At 68.6% G+C, this 18,131-nt stretch carries 17 protein-coding genes; 7 read left to right on the plus strand and 10 right to left on the minus strand.

The window, feature by feature from the left end; all coding sequences use genetic code 11:
* Nucleotides 1-3: 3 nt before the first annotated feature.
* The gene (gene argC / locus DXK93_RS25380) at nucleotides 4-936 is read right to left on the minus strand and encodes an N-acetyl-gamma-glutamyl-phosphate reductase (protein WP_119451547.1); all 933 of its coding nucleotides are present in this window, start codon (nucleotides 934-936) and stop codon (nucleotides 4-6) included.
* Between the two features lie 132 nt (nucleotides 937-1,068).
* Here argC and DXK93_RS25385 point away from each other — a divergent pair, with 132 nt between their 5' ends.
* A complete protein-coding gene (locus tag DXK93_RS25385) occupies nucleotides 1,069-1,962 on the plus strand; it encodes a LysR family transcriptional regulator (RefSeq protein ID WP_119451524.1) in 894 nt (297 codons plus the stop codon).
* Here the strand turns inward: DXK93_RS25385 and DXK93_RS25390 are convergent.
* Complete coding sequence (locus tag DXK93_RS25390; protein ID WP_119451525.1) at nucleotides 1,948-3,735, minus strand: chloride channel protein; 1,788 nt, start codon at nucleotides 3,733-3,735, stop codon at nucleotides 1,948-1,950. The genes DXK93_RS25385 and DXK93_RS25390 overlap by 15 nt on opposite strands.
* A gap of 80 nt (nucleotides 3,736-3,815) precedes the next feature.
* Between DXK93_RS25390 and DXK93_RS25395 the strand changes: the two genes are divergently transcribed.
* The 6 genes from DXK93_RS25395 to DXK93_RS25420 all read left to right on the plus strand — a co-directional run bounded on the left by DXK93_RS25395 (nucleotide 3,816) and on the right by DXK93_RS25420 (nucleotide 9,714).
* Nucleotides 3,816-4,268, plus strand: coding sequence for a MarR family winged helix-turn-helix transcriptional regulator (locus DXK93_RS25395; protein ID WP_054454602.1), 453 nt, complete (start codon nucleotides 3,816-3,818; stop codon nucleotides 4,266-4,268).
* 92 nt (nucleotides 4,269-4,360) lie between these two features.
* Nucleotides 4,361-5,521 carry an HPP family protein gene (locus DXK93_RS25400; protein ID WP_370127593.1) on the plus strand — a complete coding sequence of 387 codons (1,161 nt, stop codon included), beginning with the start codon at nucleotides 4,361-4,363 and terminating at the stop codon, nucleotides 5,519-5,521.
* Nucleotides 5,522-5,585: 64 nt separating this feature from the next.
* Nucleotides 5,586-7,019, plus strand: coding sequence for a sensor histidine kinase (locus DXK93_RS25405; protein WP_119451526.1), 1,434 nt, complete (start codon nucleotides 5,586-5,588; stop codon nucleotides 7,017-7,019).
* A gap of 17 nt (nucleotides 7,020-7,036) precedes the next feature.
* Nucleotides 7,037-7,645, plus strand: a complete 609-nt coding sequence (locus DXK93_RS25410) for a response regulator transcription factor (RefSeq protein ID WP_119451527.1) — start codon at nucleotides 7,037-7,039, stop codon at nucleotides 7,643-7,645.
* Between the two features lie 141 nt (nucleotides 7,646-7,786).
* Nucleotides 7,787-8,272 (plus strand): heme-binding protein, encoded by a 486-nt coding sequence (locus tag DXK93_RS25415; protein ID WP_054454605.1) that lies wholly within the window; start codon nucleotides 7,787-7,789, stop codon nucleotides 8,270-8,272.
* Between the two features lie 68 nt (nucleotides 8,273-8,340).
* Complete coding sequence (locus DXK93_RS25420; RefSeq protein ID WP_119451528.1) at nucleotides 8,341-9,714, plus strand: 3-deoxy-D-arabino-heptulosonate 7-phosphate synthase; 1,374 nt, start codon at nucleotides 8,341-8,343, stop codon at nucleotides 9,712-9,714.
* 25 nt (nucleotides 9,715-9,739) lie between these two features.
* Here DXK93_RS25420 and DXK93_RS25425 read toward each other — a convergent pair whose 3' ends face one another.
* The 8 genes from DXK93_RS25425 to DXK93_RS25460 form a co-directional block, all read right to left on the minus strand.
* Nucleotides 9,740-11,944 carry a rhodanese-like domain-containing protein gene (locus tag DXK93_RS25425; protein ID WP_119451529.1) on the minus strand — a complete coding sequence of 735 codons (2,205 nt, stop codon included), beginning with the start codon at nucleotides 11,942-11,944 and terminating at the stop codon, nucleotides 9,740-9,742.
* A gap of 118 nt (nucleotides 11,945-12,062) precedes the next feature.
* The gene (locus DXK93_RS25430) at nucleotides 12,063-12,992 is read right to left on the minus strand and encodes a CysB family HTH-type transcriptional regulator (protein WP_054454609.1); all 930 of its coding nucleotides are present in this window, start codon (nucleotides 12,990-12,992) and stop codon (nucleotides 12,063-12,065) included.
* An 8-nt stretch (nucleotides 12,993-13,000) separates the two neighbouring features.
* Nucleotides 13,001-13,351 carry a glyoxalase/bleomycin resistance/dioxygenase family protein gene (locus tag DXK93_RS25435; RefSeq protein ID WP_054454611.1) on the minus strand — a complete coding sequence of 117 codons (351 nt, stop codon included), beginning with the start codon at nucleotides 13,349-13,351 and terminating at the stop codon, nucleotides 13,001-13,003.
* Nucleotides 13,352-13,473: 122 nt separating this feature from the next.
* Nucleotides 13,474-14,688 carry a cystathionine beta-lyase gene (gene metC, locus DXK93_RS25440; protein ID WP_054454613.1) on the minus strand — a complete coding sequence of 405 codons (1,215 nt, stop codon included), beginning with the start codon at nucleotides 14,686-14,688 and terminating at the stop codon, nucleotides 13,474-13,476.
* 62 nt (nucleotides 14,689-14,750) lie between these two features.
* On the minus strand, nucleotides 14,751-15,617 hold the full coding sequence (locus DXK93_RS25445; RefSeq protein ID WP_119451530.1) for an amino acid ABC transporter ATP-binding protein: 867 nt from the start codon (nucleotides 15,615-15,617) through the stop codon (nucleotides 14,751-14,753).
* Nucleotides 15,604-16,413, minus strand: coding sequence for an amino acid ABC transporter permease (locus tag DXK93_RS25450; RefSeq protein ID WP_054454616.1), 810 nt, complete (start codon nucleotides 16,411-16,413; stop codon nucleotides 15,604-15,606). The genes DXK93_RS25445 and DXK93_RS25450 overlap by 14 nt, the downstream gene beginning before the upstream one ends.
* Nucleotides 16,403-17,140 carry an amino acid ABC transporter permease gene (locus DXK93_RS25455; protein WP_119451531.1) on the minus strand — a complete coding sequence of 246 codons (738 nt, stop codon included), beginning with the start codon at nucleotides 17,138-17,140 and terminating at the stop codon, nucleotides 16,403-16,405. The genes DXK93_RS25450 and DXK93_RS25455 overlap by 11 nt, the downstream gene beginning before the upstream one ends.
* A 13-nt stretch (nucleotides 17,141-17,153) precedes the next feature.
* Nucleotides 17,154-17,990 carry a transporter substrate-binding domain-containing protein gene (locus tag DXK93_RS25460; RefSeq protein WP_054454619.1) on the minus strand — a complete coding sequence of 279 codons (837 nt, stop codon included), beginning with the start codon at nucleotides 17,988-17,990 and terminating at the stop codon, nucleotides 17,154-17,156.
* Between the last annotated feature and the right edge of the window lie 141 nt (nucleotides 17,991-18,131).

Genomic DNA, 18,131 nt, shown 5'->3' on the forward strand with positions numbered 1-18,131 from the left:
CGCTTATCGCATCGCGGCCAGCATCAGGTCCAGGTTCTGCACCGCCGCGCCCGACGCGCCCTTGCCCAGGTTGTCGAACACCGCCGTCAGCAGCACCTGGCCGTGCTGCGCATTGCCGTACACGGCCAGGCGCAGATCGTTGGTGCCATTGAGCGCCTGCGGATCCAGGTGCGTATGGGCGGCCGCGTCCTGCGGCGCCACGACCTGCACGTGGCGCGCGCCCTCGTAATGCTGCTGCAGGCAGGCGTGCAGGCGTTCCATGTCGACGCCCGCCGGCAGCAGGCGCAGCTGCAGCGGCACGGTCAGGACGATGCCCTGGCGATACGCGCCGTAGGCCGGCACGAACACCGGCCGCTGCGTCAGGCCCGCATGCCGCTCGATCTCGGGCGTGTGCTTGTGCGCCAGGCCCAGGCCGTAGAGCTGGAACGCCGGTCCCGGCGCGCCGTCCGCGGCTTCGTAGGCGTCCACCGCCGCGCGCCCGCCGCCCGAATAGCCTGATACCGCGTGCACCACCACCGGATAGTCGGCCGGCACCAGCCCGGCCCGCACCAGCGGACCCAGCAACGCGACCGCGCCCGTGGGATAACAACCCGGGTTGCTGACCCGCAGCGCCTGGGCGATCAGTCCGGCCTGCTCCGCGTTCATTTCCGGAAAGCCATAGACCCAGCCGGGCGTCGTGCGGTGGGCGGAACTGGCGTCTATCACCCGTACCGCGGGATTGACGATGGACGCGGCAGCCTGACGCGCCGGTTCGTCCGGCAGGCAGAGAATGGCGATGTCGCAGCCGTTGATCGCCTGCGCACGGCGTTGCGGGTCCTTGCGTTCCGCCTCGGGCAGCGTCAGCAGCCGCAGGTCCGTGCGCCCATGCAGGCGTTCATGGATCTGCAGGCCGGTGGTGCCCTGGTCGCCGTCGATGAAAACTAGAGGTTGGGTCATGGCGCTTGCGTCCTGGATCAAAGGCGCGCCGGAAGGGGTTCCGGGCGCAGGACTCCATCATCGGCTGGACTGGCAGATAACAAAAGTCGAATATCATGACTATCCAATTCAGCTTTCCTGAACGACACCGCCATGCGTGAAATCAGCCTGGACCGCCTGCGCACCCTGGTTGCCATTGCCGACCTGGGCTCGTTCGCCGACGCGGCGCGCGCGCTGCATCTGGCCCCGCCCACCGTCAGCCTGCATGTGGCCGACCTGGAGGAGCGCATTGGCGCGCCGCTGCTCACGCGCAAGCGCGGCCAGGTCCGCCCCACCGCCATCGGCGAAACCCTGCTGGAACGCGCGCGCCGCCTGCTGGCCGACGCCGACCAGGCGCTGGACGACGTGCAGCGGCAGGTGCAGGGCTTGTCCGGGCGCGTGCGGCTGGGCGCTTCCACCGGCGCCATAGCCCACTTGCTGCCGCAGGCCCTGGAAACGCTGGGGCGCAACCATCCCGGCATTGACGTGCAAGTGGCTGTGCTGACTTCGCAGGAAACGCTCCTGCGCCTGGCCGACGGTTCGCTGGACGTGGGCCTGGTGGCCCTGCCCCAGCCGCCGCTGGAAGGCCTGGTGTTGCGCCCCTGGCGGCGCGACCCGGTCATGGCCTTCCTGCCCGCCAGCTGGAAAGCGCCCGCGCGCCTGACGCCGGCCTGGCTGGCCGAACGGCCGCTGATCCTGAACGACGCCAGCACGCGGCTGTCGCGCCTGACGGGCGAATGGTTTGCCGCCGCCGGCCTGAACCCGCGCGCCCGCATCCAGCTGAATTACAACGACGCCATCAAGAGCCTGGTGGCCGCGGGCTACGGCGCCACGCTGCTGCCGCACGAGGCCACCGCGCCGCAGCCGGATCCGCGCATCGAGATGCGCGCGCTGCGGCCGGCCCTTTGGCGCCCGCTGGGCATCGCGCACCGCGCCGGGCAGGTGGAGCAAGCCACCCGGCACGTGCTGGACGTGTTGTGGGAGCTGCGCGCCTCACCCGCCCGCTGAAGGCGTGCGGCGGAAATACGCAGTGCGCTGGCTTTCCTCGCGCAGCCGCCGCGCGCGCGAGCGGAACAGGTCCTTGCGCCCCACGATGCCTACCAGCCGGCCGTTGGCCCGGTCCAGGATGGGTATGCGGCCGGCGCCGGTCAGCGCCATGCGGTCGGCGATCTGGCTGGCCAGTTCCTCGGGATGGCCGTACACCAGGTCGCGGCCTTGCAGGGCCTCGGCCAAGGTGCGCCCGGTCTGCTCGTCGTCGATGGCCCAGGCCAGCGTATCGGCGCGCGTGACTTCGCCTACCACCGCGCCTTCGGCATCCAGCACCGGATAGCTGGTATGCACCGGCTGCGCCGTCATGAAATGCGCGATGGCCTGCGCCACCGTCCAGTCGGCCGGCAGCGTCTGGACCGGCGTGGTCATCACCTGGCTGACCCGGAGCAGGTCGAAGGGATCCACGCGGTATTCGCGGCTGATATGGTGGCCTCGCCGCGCGATCTTCTCGGTCAGGATGGAACGCTTGAGCAGCAGCACTGTCATCCCATACGCGAACACGCAGGCGGCCAATACTGGCAGCAGCGCGCCCATGTCGCCGGTCAGTTCCACCGCGAACAGGGTCGCGGTCAGCGGCGCGCGCATGGTGCCGCCCATCATTGCGGCCATGCCCAGCAGCGCCCAGAAGCCCGGATCGGCCTGCGGCAGCAACGGCGTGGCCAATGCCCCCAACGCGCCGCCGAATATCAGCAGCGGCGCCAGCACCCCGCCCGAGGTCCCCGAACCCAGCGCGACGGACCAGATGATGACCTTGACCGCCAGAAGCAGCAGCACGGCCTGGAACGCCAGATCACCCGCCAACAGATGGCGGATGTTGTCGTAGCCCACGCCCAGCGCCGCCGGCTCGATCAAGCCGCCCAGGCCGATCACCAGGCCGCCGAAGGCCGGCCACCACATCCAGTGCAGCGGCAGTTTCTCGAACAGGTCCTCGGCCGCATAGACCATGGAGGTCAGCACGCCCGATCCCAGCCCGGCCAGCACGCCCACGGCGGCGCAGGCCAGCAGATGCGCGGGCGTGAACGCCAGTGAACCCGAATACGCGAATATCGGTCCGCCATCCAGCACGAAGGCGCGCGTGGCTGCCGCCACCAGCGCCGCCATCGCCACCGGCAGGAAGCTGCGCGGCTTCCATTCGAACAGCAGCAGCTCAACCGCCAGCAGCACCGCCGCCAAGGGCGTGGCAAAGATGGCCGTCATGCCCGCGGCCGCGCCGGCCACCAGCAGGGTCTTGCGCTCGCCGTCGTCCAGGTGGATAGTCTGCGCCAGCAGCGAGCCGATGGCGCCGCCCGTCATGATGATCGGGCCTTCGGCCCCGAACGGACCGCCCGTGCCGATGGAGATGGCGGAAGACACGGGCTTCAACACCGCCACCTTGGGCTGGATGCGACTCTTGCCGATCAGGATGGCTTCCATCGCCTCCGGAATCCCGTGGCCGCGGATCTTTTCCGAACCGTAGCGCGCCATGAAGCCGATGATGAGGCAGCCCACCACCGGAATGGCGACTGAAGCCAGGCCCAGGTGGCCTGTCGTGATGGGCTGGTCCTTGAACGAGAACTGCTGGTGGTACGCCAGATTGGTGCACAGCGCGATCAGCCGCAGCAGGGCCCAGGCCGCGGCTACGCTGGCCAGGCCGACCGGGATGGCCAGGCCCATGAGCAGGACCACGCGTTTGTCCGTGGTGAAGTCGCCCAGGCGCAGCGCGGCCCGGGCGGAGGAAGAAGTGGGAGGCATGTTCGAAGACGGGAAGAATTGCGCAGGGATTTGCGAAATGTCATATATATCGTATCACGACATATATTAGAATCGCCCAGGTGAAACCGCCCTCGCCCCCACCCCAGCTGACCGCCACGGACTACGAGCTCCTGGCCGACTTCCGCTATGCGCTGCGCCGCTTTGCCGCCTTCAGCGAAAACGCCGCCGCCGGACTGGACCTGATGCCGCAGCAGCACCAGGCCCTGCTCGCCATCAAGGGCACGCGCAAGAACGTCCCTGGCCGCCGCGGCCTGTACGTGGGCGAAATCGCCGAACGCCTCCTGATCCGGCCCCACACCGCCGCCGAACTGGTGGGCCGGCTGGCGCGCCTGGATCTGGTCAGCCGCGAGGCGGACCCCGAGGACGGCCGCCGCGTAGAGGTCGTGCTGACCGCGAAGGCCGAGCGCATGCTCGAAGACCTCTCGGCCTCGCACCTGGAAGAACTACGCGCCATGCGCCCGCTGCTGACGCGCCTGCTGACCCGCATCGGCGACGACTCCGGCAACGCCTGATCCACGCCCTGCTGCATAAGCTTATGCAGCGCAGCTTTGCCTCGCGTGATAAATTGTCGCCCCGCGACATATCGATGCGCGAGGAGATCGTTTTGGGTGTAGCAATCAAGCGCTGGCTGGGCTCGTTCGCGCCAGCGCCGGTGGGCGTCAACGGACGCGAGAAGCTCTACGGCGTGCTGGGCGCGCTGCTTGGCCTGTTCTGCACGGAATGGGTGGGCCGCCACGCGCTGGGCGACGCCAGCCCCTGGTTCATCGCCCCCATGGGCGCGTCCGCCGTGCTGCTGTTCGCCGCCCCAGCCAGTCCGCTCGCCCAACCCTGGTCCATCATGGCCGGCAATCTGGTATCGGCCCTGATCGGCGTCTTCTGCGCCCAGTTCATCCCTGTGCCCGGCGTGGCTGCCGCCGTGGCGGTGGCGCTGGCCATCGGCGCCATGTTCTCTTTGCGCTGCCTGCATCCGCCCAGCGGCGCAGTGGCGCTGACCGCCGTGCTGGGCGGCCCCGCGGTCGCCAGCCTGGGCTACGGCTTTGCGCTCTGGCCCGTGGCGCTGAACTCCGCCATCCTGCTGTGCATCGCCGTGGTCTTCAATGGCGCGCTCAAGCGCAATTATCCGCGCCGCCACGCCGACCCGGCCGCTGGCCACAACACCCGCGACCTCGCGCCCAGCGCTCGCCTGGGCTTCAGCCTGGCCGACCTGGACGATGCGCTCACGCAGCGCGGCGAGCTGCTGGACATCAGCAAGGAAGACCTGGAAGAAATCGTCCTGGCCGCGGAAATGCGCGCCAGCGTGCGCCGCTTCGGCGACGTGCATTGCGCCGACATCATGTCGCGCGACGTAGTCACGGTACAGGCCCAGGACCCGCTGGACTACACCGTGCGCCTGTTCGACAAGCATCGCCTGCAGGCATTGCCGGTGCTGGATTCGGCCGGCCGCTACGCCGGCATGGTCAGCCAGGGCGACGTGCTGGCGCGCCGGACCCGGCTGGCTGCCGTCGCCGCCGATGCGGATGCCGCGCCCGACCTGCTGGTGGCCGACTGCATGCGCAGCGAAGTGCCCTTCGCCACCCCCGGCCTGCCCGTCATCGAGCTGGCCCGCCCCATGTCGGACAGCCTGCATTGCGTGCCGGTGCTGGATGAAGCGCGCAACCTGGTCGGACTGGTGACGCAATCGGACCTGGTGGCGGCGCTGTACCAGATCGCGCTCGCGGCCAGTTCGCAGGCGCCGGACCCGGACGCCCAGCGGCTGGCGGCCTGAGCGCCCACCCCTCCGTAGCCCTACGGATTCCTGCCCGCGTTGGCCGCAAGGCATAATTTCAGGCGTGAATCCCCTATCGCGCGCTCGCGCCTTCTTCTGCTGGCTGGTCCTGTTCACCTTCGGCGCCCTCTGGATCGGGCGGCAGGACTATGTGGACCAGTACGAACGCTTCACCCAGAGCACCAGCGTGGCGCAGCGCATGCTGAGCCAAAAAACGGTGCAGCATGAAGCCGTGCTGGCGACGCTGGCCGCCCTTTCCCATCCCCCTGCTCCGGAACGCCTTTATCCCAGCCTGCGGCCGGCCATGCCCCAACTGCTGGGGCTGGGCTACCTGCCTGGCGGCGCCTGGAGCGGCAGCGTGGCGGAACCTCCGGGCCTTGCGGCCGCCGTCGAACGCGCGCGCGGCCTGGGCCGGCCGGTGACGCTGCCAGTGGATAGCGCCCGCTACTGGCTGGTGGCGCCCTCGGGCTGGAGCCTGCTGCTGGACGCCAGCCAGCTGATACCCGCGGCCGACTTTCCTCCCGGCCTTGCCAACCTCACCCTGACGGTGGACCAGACCCCGCTGCGGCTGCTGGACAAGCAGCCCGACGCCGGCAGCCTCGGCTGGCCGCTGGCCCTGCAAAAGCCGCTGGGCGCGGCCAGCCAACCCTTCCAGATGCGCAGCACGCGCACGCTGACGCCCGGCGCCTGGCCCTGGGCCACCTGGCTCGCCTGGGGCCTGGCCAGCGCGCTGCTGGTGGCCGGCGCCGCGGCGTGGCAGCGCTCGCGCGCCCAGGCCCGCCGCCACCAGGAACAACTGCGCCTGGGCGCCATGGCGCGCCTGAGCACGCTGGGCGAAATGGCCGCCGGCATCGCCCATGAACTGAACCAGCCGCTGACCGCCATCCTGGCCCAGACCCGCGCCGCCGAGCGGCTGCTGGACGACGAAGAGGAACGCCCCGCCGTGCGCCACGCGCTATTGGCCAGCGCCGAACAGGCCAAGCGCGCGGCCGAAATCATCAGCCGCATGCGCGCCCTGGTGCAGCCCAGCTCGCCCGCCCGGCGCGAGGCGCTGGACCCCGACGCCTTGGTGGCGTCGCTGCGCTTTCTGCGCGAAACGGAACTGGCCCGGCTAGGCATACGGCTGAGCTGGCACAACGCCAGCCCAGGCGTGCGGCCGCTCGGCGACCGCGTGGCCCTGGAGCAGATCCTGCACAATCTGGTGCAGAACGCCGCCGATGCGCTGGCCGACGTTCCCGGACCGCGCCAGATCTTGCTGGAAGGCCGCGCCGATGGCGACGCCTACCTGTTCAGCGTCAGCGACACCGGCCCCGGCATCGCCGCCGACGCGCTGCCGCGCCTGTTCGCTCCCTTCTACACCACGCGGCCGCAAGGCATGGGCCTGGGCCTGGCGCTGTGCGACACGCTGGCCGGCTCCATGGACGGCCGTATCGCCGCGCGCAATCTCAGCCCGGCAGGCGCCTGCTTCACGGTCAGCCTGCCGCGCGCCGCCGCATGACGACGTAGGAATCTTCCATGTTCGAACAATCCCCGCTGGTCTACCTGGTCGATGACGACGACGCCGTGCGCGACGGCCTGGCGCTGCTGCTGCGCAGCGTCGGCCTGCGCAGCGAGGGCCATGGCGACCCGCAGGCCTTCCTGGCCCGGTTGCACCCGCAGGCCATCGGCTGCGTGGTCCTGGACATCCGCATGCCCGGCATCAGCGGCCTGGACGTGCTGAGCCGGCTGGCCGAGCAATCGGACCTGCCCGTGGTCATGCTGACCGGCCACGCCAACGTGGACCTGTGCCGCCGCGCGTTCAAGGGTGGCGCCATGGAATTCCTGCAAAAGCCCGTGGACGACGACGTCTTCCTGGACGCCGTGCAGGCCGCCGTGCGCACCCACATCGCCAGCCGCGAAAAACTCGCCGTGACGCAGGCCGCGCAGGAACGGCTGGACAAGCTTTCCGGGCGCGAACGCGATGTGCTGGAACGCGTCGTGCAAGGCCTGAGCAACAAGGAGATCGCGCGCGAATTCGACCTGTCGCCGCGCACGGTGGAGACCTACCGCGCCAACGTCTTCGCCAAGCTGGAAGCGGACAACCTGGCCGGACTGATCCGCGAATACGCAGGGCTGCTGGCCTGAAGGCTGTCGACGCGGCGGGCAGCCTTGCGCAGCCTCCCTCCGTAGCCCTACGGAGGCCCCAGCGTAGCCGACCGAATACCGCCGATCGGCCGTCATCTTTAATCTGTCTGTTCCTGTCACCGACCCACTAAGGACACAGACATGTCGCCCAAATTCATCGCTTTCGCCGCCCTGTTCGCCTGCGCCGGCGCCGCCAACGCCGCCGTGCTCAACGAGAGCAACCTGTCCATGGCCGACGCGCAGAAGCTGGCGACGGCCACCGTCGCCGCCTGCCAGGCCAAGGGCTACAACGTGAGCGCCTCGGTCGTGGACCGCGCCGGCCTGCTCAAGGCCTTCGCCCGCGCCGACAATGCCGGCCCGCACACCATCGAAGCCAGCCGTGCGAAAGCGTTTACAGCCGCGTCCGCCAAGACCCCGACGCTGACGATGCTGGAAAACGTCCAGAAGAATCCCGCCGCAGCCACCCTGACCGACATTCCGGGCTTCCTGGTGCTGGGCGGCGGCGTGCCCGTGAAGGCCGGTTCGGCCGTGATCGGCGCCATCGGCGTGGCGGGCGCACCCGGCGGCAACCTGGACGCGCAATGCGCCGACACCGCCTTGCAGGAAAACGCCGCGCTGTTCAAGTAAGAAGCCGCTGCCGGCCAGGGCGCGGTGCGTTTGCCGCGCCGGCGGCATCGCGGTAGGCTTGGGGCGCCATGCCCCAGCCGCCCTCCCTATCCCTGCTCGACGCCATCCTGCGCCGCACCGCCCGGCGCTATCGCGTGCCGGCCATTTCCCGCATCCCCACGGAAGACGCCCCGCCCGCGACCGCTCTGGCCGTCGCCATCGAACAGGCGCGCCAGTCGGTCGAAGATGGCGCCGCGCCGCCGGCCGCGGTCAAGCGAGCCTTTCTCGACGCCCTGGCGCGCCTGATCCGCGACGCCATGCGCGAGTCCGACGGCGATCCGGCATTCCAGGCCATGCTGCTGCGGCACCGCCTGCCGCTCGTGCGCGAGTATGCCTCCCTGGCCGCGCGCGCAGCCCAGGACCGCCGCGAGATCATTGCCGCCGCCAACGCAGTCGCCCATCCCGCCAAGCTTGAACGCATGCCGGCAGGCCCCGCGCGCGACGCCATGGCCGCCTTGCAGGCTGCGGCGGCATCCGACTCCTGGACGGCGCTGCCCGATGCCGCGCGCCGGCTTCTTGGTTTGTCCGCCGAAGCCCAGCCGGCCTCTGCCGCTCTCGACCGTCTGCTCGCCAGCCCCGCGCTGGATCATCTGCAACGCCTGGACGTCCTGGCGGCCGACAGCGACGTGCGCCGCTACCGCGCCTTGTGGGAACAGCAAGGCCCGCGCCCGGGCAGCGCCAGCGCCCTGGCCGAAGGCAACGCCTCGCGGTTGCGCGGCGACGCCGTCGAGGCGCAAGCGCTGCAAGCGCTCCAGGCCCTGGCACGCCGCCTCAACGACGCCGATGGCAGCCCAGCCTACCAGGCCGTGTCGTCCATGCGCGTACCGCCTTCGATGCCCGCCAACGCCGACCGCGCCAAGACCGAATGGGATGCCGCGCTGCTGCGCCAGGCGGAAGGCGATGGCGGGCCGCCGGCCTGGGACCTGTGCCTGCTTCTCGAAGCCAAGGCCTCGGCCGACGCAGCCGCCACCGACTTCCCGCGCCTGTTGCGCGGGCTGCGCCTGCTGGCGCAAGCCGATCCGCGGACCGACTACGCCTTCAGTACGCGCCAGGGCCGGTTCCCCCTGCGCGGCGCGGCGCTGCGGGCGTTGCCGGCCGAAGGCCAGCGGCTCGATACCACCGTGCTCTATGTCTGCGATGGCCCGGCAGACGCGATCCCGCGCCTGCTCAGCGCCGCCAGCCGCATGCAGCTGCTGTCCGCGCCACCCAGCCTGGAACATGCCGGTCTTCTGGCGCAGGGCCTGGACGCAGCCCCCGATACCTTGGAGCCCGTCTGGCAACAGCTGCTGCAATCGGCGCAATGGACCGGCGTGCTGCAGCAGTACCCGACGCTATGCCAGGCGCGCGAACTGATGGCGCACCCGGATGACCTGATGGCCGCGATCAAAGGCACTGCACGCTGAAGCCTGGGCCCGCTGGCCGCTCCGGTCACTCCCGCGCGATCAACCGAAACTCCTGGCTGCCTTCGCGCTCCAGCTGCGCCACCAGTCCCAGCTCCCAGTCCAGATAGTCGCGGAAGCCCTGATCCCGCGCGGCCAGGTCGTCCAACAGATAAGGGCTGACGCTCTGGTCGTCGTCTCCCGTCAACACGCCTTGCCCGCCACGGGCCAGTTCAAGGCCCTGTTCCTTCCAGGCGCGGGTGCCTCCCAGCAGGTAGCGCACCGGCCGCTGGCTGCGCCACGCCAGCTCGGCCGCCACGACGCTTGCCAGCACGCCGTCGGCGGAAGTCAGCACGATGGTCCGGTCCCGGTCTTCGGGGAGGAACTCGGCCAGGCGGTCGGGCGCCGAGTATCGGGAGCCCGGCACGTGGCCGCGTTCGTACGCAACCCGTGCATCGACGTCGAACAGCACGGCCTGGCCGCTTTCCAACGCGGCCCGCAAGGCTTGCGGCCGCAAACCGCCGGCGTCAGGCCGGTGGCGCAGCACCCGCCGCGGCTCCGGCCCGCTCTGCAACGCGGCCGATGCCGGCGGTCGGTACAGATAGACCTCCACCGCGCCCAGCTGGGCCAGCCAGGCGCCGGTGGTCAAGGCGCGCACGCCGTCCCAATCCGCCAGCACCACGCGGGCGCGGCGCGTGGCCAGGTACTCGTCCGTGGCCTGCACCAGTTGGCCGCCGGGCGCCCAGCGCCAGCCCTCCAGATGGCCGGTCTCGTACTCCTCGCGGGTGCGCACATCGAACTTGTAAAGCGTGCGCACGTCCTGCTCCGCCTCGAATGCCAGCAAGGCGGCGGTATCGATGTGCGCCACGCCTGCTAGACGCGCGACGCCGGCCGCCTGTTGGCGCGCTGCAGTCAAGGTCTGGCCGTCCGGCTCAGGCAGCGCCGCATGCCTGCCATGGGCCAGCTCGCGGCCCGACAGCAGCCACTCCATGGTGCCGTTGCGCAACGACGCGACACGGTTGGGTATGCCGGCGTCGATCAACGTTTGCGCGCCGACGATGCTGCGCGTGCGTCCCGCACAGTTCACCACCACAAAGGTAGCCGGGTCCGGCGCCAGCTCGCGGATTCGATAGACCAGTTCCGCCCCAGGCAGACTGTGCGCGAAGGGCAGCGTGAAGTTATGGAATTCCTCCGGCGTGCGGCTGTCGACCACCACGATGTCGTCACCGCGCGCCACGCGCGCATCGAGTTCGTCGACGTCGATCCAGGGTGTGCGCTTCTCATGCTCGATGACTTCGCCGAACGCCTTGCTGGGCACGTTGGTGCCGGAGAACAACTCCCGCCCCTCCCGCTCCCAGGCGTCCGTCCCGCCCGCCAGCACCGAAATATCGCTCCAGCCCAGGCGCGTCAGCTTGGCCGCGGCCTGGTGTGCCAGCGTCTCGTCATCATCCACCAGCACGATGCGCGCATCGCGGCGCGGCGCCAGCCTGTCGATCAGCAGTTCCAGGCGCCACAAGGGCGCTGGCACGGCGTGCAGCAGATGGCGGCGCGCATGACGGCCCGCCTCGCGCACGTCCAGCAAGGCGATCTCGCCCGCGCCGCGCAGTTCGTCCTGCAGCGCCTGCGTGGAAATACGCGCATGATAGATCGCCGCAGGCGGCGAGAATGTGCGGTAGGTGCCGCCCGCCGTGCTTTCGAACACCACACGGCCATGCAGGCGGTCCAGCGCCAGGCCATAGAAATGCAGGTGCGCGCCAGGCTCGTCACCTACCAGTTCGATGGTGTGTACGTCCGCCGGCCCCAGCACGATGGAGCTGCCCGGCTGCACATCCACGCGCTGGACGTGGCTCAGCACATCGCGCAGCGGATCGGCGCTGCGCTCGCGCGCATAGACCTCATTGCGCTCATTGCCCTGCACGCCGGCGATGATGGCCCAGGTGGTGTGGTCGTGCGGCGGCTGGGCCTTGCCCGGCGCGCCCAGCGACAGGTAAAGGGCATGGCCGCCGTCCAGGTCCTCCGCCAGCCGGTAGATGGCGTTCGGCCTGCCCGGGACCAAGGCGAACGCTTCGGCCGGGAACAGTTCGCGGCGGCGGCCCAGCGCTTCCAGCAGCGTTGCCACTTCGGCCAGTTGTTCGCGCGTGACGCTGGCGGCATCGGGCGCCAGCCGCCGTGCATGGGCGATGAACTCGCGCACGGCCCGTGCGCGTTGATTGTGGATGCTCGCGGTTGCGGACAGCGGTGCAGATGTACTCATGGGATGGCCCTGAATTCCGTGTGGAAGAAAAAGTCAGCCTACGTGCGCGGCGCCGCGGCGGGAACGAAGCGATGCAACTATGGATATGCGCGGGACGACTGTCCCTGCGCCGCTTGCCTCAGCCTTCGCCCTTGAGCTCGCGTTCGACGATCTCGCGCGTCAAAGTCGGCACGAACATCTCGATAAAGTGAAAAGCGTAACCGCGCAGCCATGCGCCGCGCCGTATCGCCAGCCGCGTCAGGTTGATCTCGAACAGGTGGCGGGCGTCGATGGCGCACAGGCGCGTGTCGCGCTCGGCGTCCCAGGCCACCGAGGCCACGATGCCCAAGCCCAGCCCCAGCTCCACATAGGTCTTGATCACATCCGCGTCCATCGCCGTCATGACGATGTCGGGTGTGATGCCGGCTCGCGCGAAGGCCTCGTCGATATGCGCCCGGCCCGTGTAGCCCCGCCCATAGGTGATGAGGGGATGGCGCGACAGCTGCGACAGCGTCACCCCGTCCTGCTGCCGTTCCAGAGGATGGCCGCGAGGCACGATGATGCTGTGGCTCCAACGGTAGCAAGGCAGGTTGACGAGCCCAGGATAATCGGCCACCGCTTCCGTCGCCACGCCGATGTCGGCCTCGCCTTCCAGCAGCATCTCCGACACCTGCTTGGGCGAACCTTGATGCAGATGCAGCACCACTTCGGGATAGCGTTCGCGGAACTCCTTGATGACGGGCGGCAAGGCGTAGCGCGCCTGCGAATGGGTGGCCGCTATGGACAGCACGCCCGTCCGGCTGTCGGCGTACTCCGCGCCGGCATGGCGGATATTATCGGCGCATTGCAGGATCTGCTCGACCAAGGGCAGGATAAGCTCGCCGGGCGGGGTCAGGCCGATCAGCCGCTTGCCCGAGCGCACGAAGATGTCGACGCCCACCTCTTCCTCGAGTTCGCGGATCTGACGGCTGACGCCGGGCTGCGAGGTGTGCAGGCTTTCGGACACGTCGGTCAGGTTGAAGTCCTGGCGTACGGCCTCGCGCACGGAGCGCAATTGCTGGAAGTTCATCGCGCGCCTCAGCCCAGGAATGCCAGCTGATTGCCGGACGGATCTTTCACGTACATCACGCGCGGCTCGGCGTCTGGCAAGGAGCAGACCGGATGGTGTCCAGCCCGGCGCAGGCGCGCCAGGATGACGTCATAGTCGCCGGTCCTCAGCGCGAGGTAATCGGGCTTCACTTCCCTGCTGATTTCGTCCACGGGAGACAGCGACAAGGTCGCTTCGCCCAGCGCGAACAGCAGCCGCTGGCCGCCGGCCCCGGCCATTTCATCCAGGCCGATGATGTGACCATAGAACTCGCGTACCGCTGCCTGCCGCTGGACAAGAAACGGAAGCTGCACCGAACCGATGGAAAGAATAGTAGACATGCCCTGCCGCCAATCATGGAACAGGGCAAATTCTAGTGGTCGCGGGTACTGACGGACAAAGAGGTAAACGTTGCTTCTACATAGCCGGAAACCCTAAAGAAAACCGCTCATTTGCATATGCCTCAGGCGCTGCGCCGCAGGGCCTGGCGTGTTGCCGCGAATGCGCGCTCCAGGTCGTCCACCAGGTCCAGCGGGCTTTCCAGCCCGATGTGCAGGCGCACCACGGATTGGGTCTGCGGACCATCCCGCCACTGGCTGTGCTCGGCCAGGCGCTCGGGCGCCGCCTCCAGCGCCAGGCTTTCGTAGCCGCCCCAGGATGCGCCGATGGAGAAATAACGCAAGGCATCGATGAAGCGCGCGCCGGCCGCGGCATCGGAATGGCGGAACGCGAACGACACCAGGCCGCTGGCGCCGCTGAAATCCCGCCGCCAGAACGCATGGCCCGGGTCCTGCGCCAACGCTGGGTAATAGACTCTGGCGACGTCCTCGTGCCGCGCCAGATATTCGGCCACGACCAACGCGTTTTCATGATGCCGCGCCAGCCGCACATCCAACGTGCGCAGGCCGCGCAAGGTCAGATAGGCATCGTCCGCGCCCACCGACAGGCCCAGGGCGTCGTAGGTCGCGCCCAGTTGCCTGGCCAGTTCCGGACTATCGACCGTGACCACGCCCATCATCACGTCGGAGTGTCCCGCCAGGTACTTTGTGGCCGCCTGAATCGAAATGTGCGCGCCCAACGCCAGCGGCTGATAATACAGGCCGCCGCTCCAGGTATTGTCCGCCGCCACCAGCACGCCATGCCGCCGCGCCGTCGCGGCCAGCGCAGGCAGGTCCTGCACTTCGTACAGGAGCGAGCTGGGTGACTCCAGGTATAGCAGGCGGGTGTTCGGACGGATCAGCGCTGCGAGGTCGTCGCGTGCTGCGGAAAAATACTCCACCTCGATCCCATAGCGCTGCAACAGCGCGCGGTCCACCTTGCGCACCGGCGAATAGACACTGTCGGCCACCAAGGCGTGCTCGCCCGGCGCCAGGGTCGCCAGTAGCACCAGCACGATGGCTGACAGCCCGGAGGGTGCCAACAGCGTGCGGTAGCCGCCTTCCAGCGACGTCACAGCCTCTTCCAGCGCCTGATGGGTGTCCAGACCATGGCGTCCATAGGTCGCCACGCGTTCCCCGGCCGCGCGTTGCCGGCCCAGGGCCGCCTGCGCGGCCGTGTCGGCAAAGCGCACGGTGCTGGTGCGTACCACCGGCACGTTCACCGGGCCGCCGCCCTGCTTCAGGTCGGGCGCGCCGGCATGCACCAGCCGGGTCTGGACGCGAGCGTCTGCAAGGCTCATGCGGTCACCTCGCCACAAATGGGAATCAGGGATATGAAAGTCATGCGCAACTCCATCAGGGTTCACACCGCCAGGCGCAGCGGATCGAAATGCAGGTAGCTCTGTATGGGATCGGGAGTCCGCTCGCGCACGGGCGCCGCGCCGACCGCCCGTTGCAGAAAGGCGCGCGTGCGCTCGCTGGCAGGCGCCCCGAACAGGCGCGCCGGCGGCCCGGACTCGACGATCCGGCCGGCCTCGGTGAAATACACAATGTCGCTGATCTCTTCGGCAAAGCGCATCTCATGGGTCACCAGCACGCAAGTCAGGCCGTCCTCCACCAGTTCGCGAATCACGGCCAACACTTCGCCGACCATCTCCGGGTCCAGCGCGGAAGTGACTTCATCGAACAGAATCAGCTCGGGCCGCAATGCCAGCGCGCGCGCGATCGCCACGCGTTGCTGCTGGCCGCCGGACAGTTCGCCGGGATAGGCGTCCTGCTTGTGCTCCATCCGCACCTGGGCCAGTAGCTCGCGCGCGCGCTTCTCGGCCCGCGCGCGCGGCACGCCGCCCACCTTGATGGGAGAGATCGTCAGGTTCTCCAGCACGCTCAGGTGCGGGAACAGGTTGTATTGCTGGAACACGAAACCCACGCGCTTGCGCAGGCCGATCAGCTCGGCTTCCGTCTTCAAGGCGTCCACGCGCACGCCGCCAACCTCGATGCGGCCGCGCTGCGGGCGCAGCAGTCCGGTAATGCAGCGCAGGATGGTGGACTTGCCCGATCCCGACGGTCCGATGATGGACACCGCCTGCCCCTGCCGCACCTCGACGTCCATGCCCTTGAGCACCTCCGTCTGGCCAAAGGCCAGATGCACGTCCTGCAGGCTGACCAGCGGCGGCGTAGCCGCGCCCCTTGAGGCGGCTGTGCGCGCCTCGAATTCAATAATGCTCATGGCGTTTTTCCAGATACCGCGTCCAGCGCGCGATGGGGTAGCAATAGGCGAAGAAAAGCGCCAATAGCGTGAAGTAGACCAATATCGTGAAGTCGGTGCGCGACACCGTATTGCTGGCCACCGTAGCCGCGTCCACCAGATCGTGCACGCCCACCAGCGAGGCCAGCGACGTGCTCATGGTGATGCTGGCGTACAGGTTCATCCACGACGGCAGCATCCGCCGCAGGCACTGCGGCAATACGATCATGCGGAAGATCTGCGCGCGGCGGAACGCCAGCGATTGCGCGGCCTCCCATTGCGCGCTGGGGATGGACTGGATCGCGCCGCGGAAGATCTCGGCGACGTTGGCGCTGGCCGGCAGGCCCAGGCCGATGACCACCTTGATCCAGTCCGGAAACGGCAGATTCCATCCGCCCAGCCTCAGCTCGAAGGGAAATACGTAGGTGGTGAAGTACACCAACACCAGGATGGGCGCATTGCGGAACAACAGCACGTAGGCGCGTGTCAGGCGGCGCATCAGCCGCGACGGCGACAACGACAGCGCACCCACCACCAGCCCGGCCAGCGTACCCAGCGCCATGGCCAGCACGCTGATCTGGACGTTCATCGCCAAACCGCGTAGCAAGGCTGGCGACCAATACCACAGCGTCCGCACGGCGGCGGGCGCCGAGTTGGTGGCCACCCACGCCAGGTTCAGCGCCGCCAACGCCAGCAATACGACAAGCCAGGGATCGCGCAAGGCCGGCGGCAGCCGTCGCCCCGCGGCCTGTGCGTTCAGGACCAGGTCATTGGCCATAGCCAGGCATCCTCAAACGTTCTTCCAGCCATCTCCCGCCCAGACCGACCAGCCAGGTCAGCAGGCCGAAGTACAGCAGGATGAGCAGCAAGAGTTCCAACACGTTGTCGCGGTACGACCAGATCATGATGGACTCATAGGTCACGTCGCCCACCGCGATGGCCGACGCAATCGCTGTCATCTTCACCAAGTCCACCAGGTTGTTGACCAGTGCCGGCAAGGCAAAGCGCAACGCCAGCGGCAGTTGCACCTGGGTCAGGATCTGGCGCCGTGAGAACGCCAGCGAACGAGCCGCCTCCATGGTTACGGCGGGCACCGCTTCGATACCCGCGCGCAGGGCCTCGGCATGGAACACCCCCTTGTGCAGCGCCACCACGATCACCACCCAGGCGAACGGCGCTATCGGACTGCCGCCGCCCAGCTTTTGCGTGATCAGCATGTTCAGCACCAGGAAGGCGCAATACAGCTGCACCAGCGTGGGCGTGTTGCGCGTGACTTCCACAAAAGCCTGCAATGGCCTTGCCAGCCAGCCGCGGCCGCTGGTCAGGCCCGCCGCGATCAGGACGCCGAACGCCAGGCTCACTGGTATGGTCCACGCGCATAGTTGCAGCGTGACCAGCAGCCCGCGGCCGAACGCGGACAGTTCACCCGCGTCCAACACGAAGCTGTAGTTCAGGCCTAGCGGCTTGAAAAGGCCGACCCAGGCTTGCAGTGCCGATTCGAACATGCGCCGATCCGCCTCAACTTCCCTGCTTGTACTTGGCATGCAGTTCCTGCAATAGCGGCTGCGGCGGTGCGATGCCCAGGCGAGTTTCCGTGGCGATCAGCCAGCCCGTGCGATGCCAGTCCTGCACCACCTTGTCAACGGCGGCGATGGTGTCGGCCTCGCCCTTGCGGGTCCAGACCACCGAATTTGCCGGCAGCACCTCGGTGGCGATGGGCGCGTGGTAGTCCTTCCATTCCGGATTGCTGCGCAGCAGCGGCTGGATCAAGGTCGAATCGTGCACGGCCGCGACGCACTGGCCGCCGCGCAGCGCCAGGAGCGAATCCGACGAACTCTTGTAGCCCTTGACCACCGCGCCGTAGTCGGCTGACAAGGGCCGCGCGAAGCTGCTGCCCTGGGACACACACACCGGCTTGCCGCGCAGGTCCTCCCACTTGGCGATGCCGCTGGTCTTCAGCGTGGCGGCCGTGCCGCCCACGCGGAAGAACGGCGTCGGCGCATAGCCCAGGATCTCGGCGCGCTCCGGGTTCAGCTCCATGGACGCGATCAGCAGGTCGACCTTGCCGGAGATCAGGAACTGCGTACGCGTGGCGGTCTGCACCTGCACCAATTCCGCTTTCACGCCCAGGCCCTTGGCCAGCTCGCGCGCCAGCTCCGGGTTCCAGCCCACCAGCTGCTGCGTCGCGGGGTCCAGCGAACCAAACACGCCGCCATTGGCCAGCACGCCTATGGTGATGGTGCCGCGTTCCTTGATCTTTTCCAGCGTGGCGTCGGCCTGCGCCGCGCCGGCGGCCAGGGCCAGCGCCAGGGAGAATGCGATGCGGGCGCCGCCCGGAGTCTTGCGAGTCGTCATGTCGTTGTCGAGGGATGTGCTTTGAACGGACCACCATGCTGCTTGCGGGTTGGCCCAGGAGCAAAGAAGACTTTCAGATATGAATATGCGGATGCCTCCTGTCCCCTGGCGCGACCAGAAAACAAATATCCACATGCGAAT

The sequence above is a fragment of the Achromobacter sp. K91 genome (assembly GCF_003576205.1).
In the GTDB taxonomy this organism is placed as follows: domain Bacteria; phylum Pseudomonadota; class Gammaproteobacteria; order Burkholderiales; family Burkholderiaceae_B; genus Achromobacter; species Achromobacter aegrifaciens.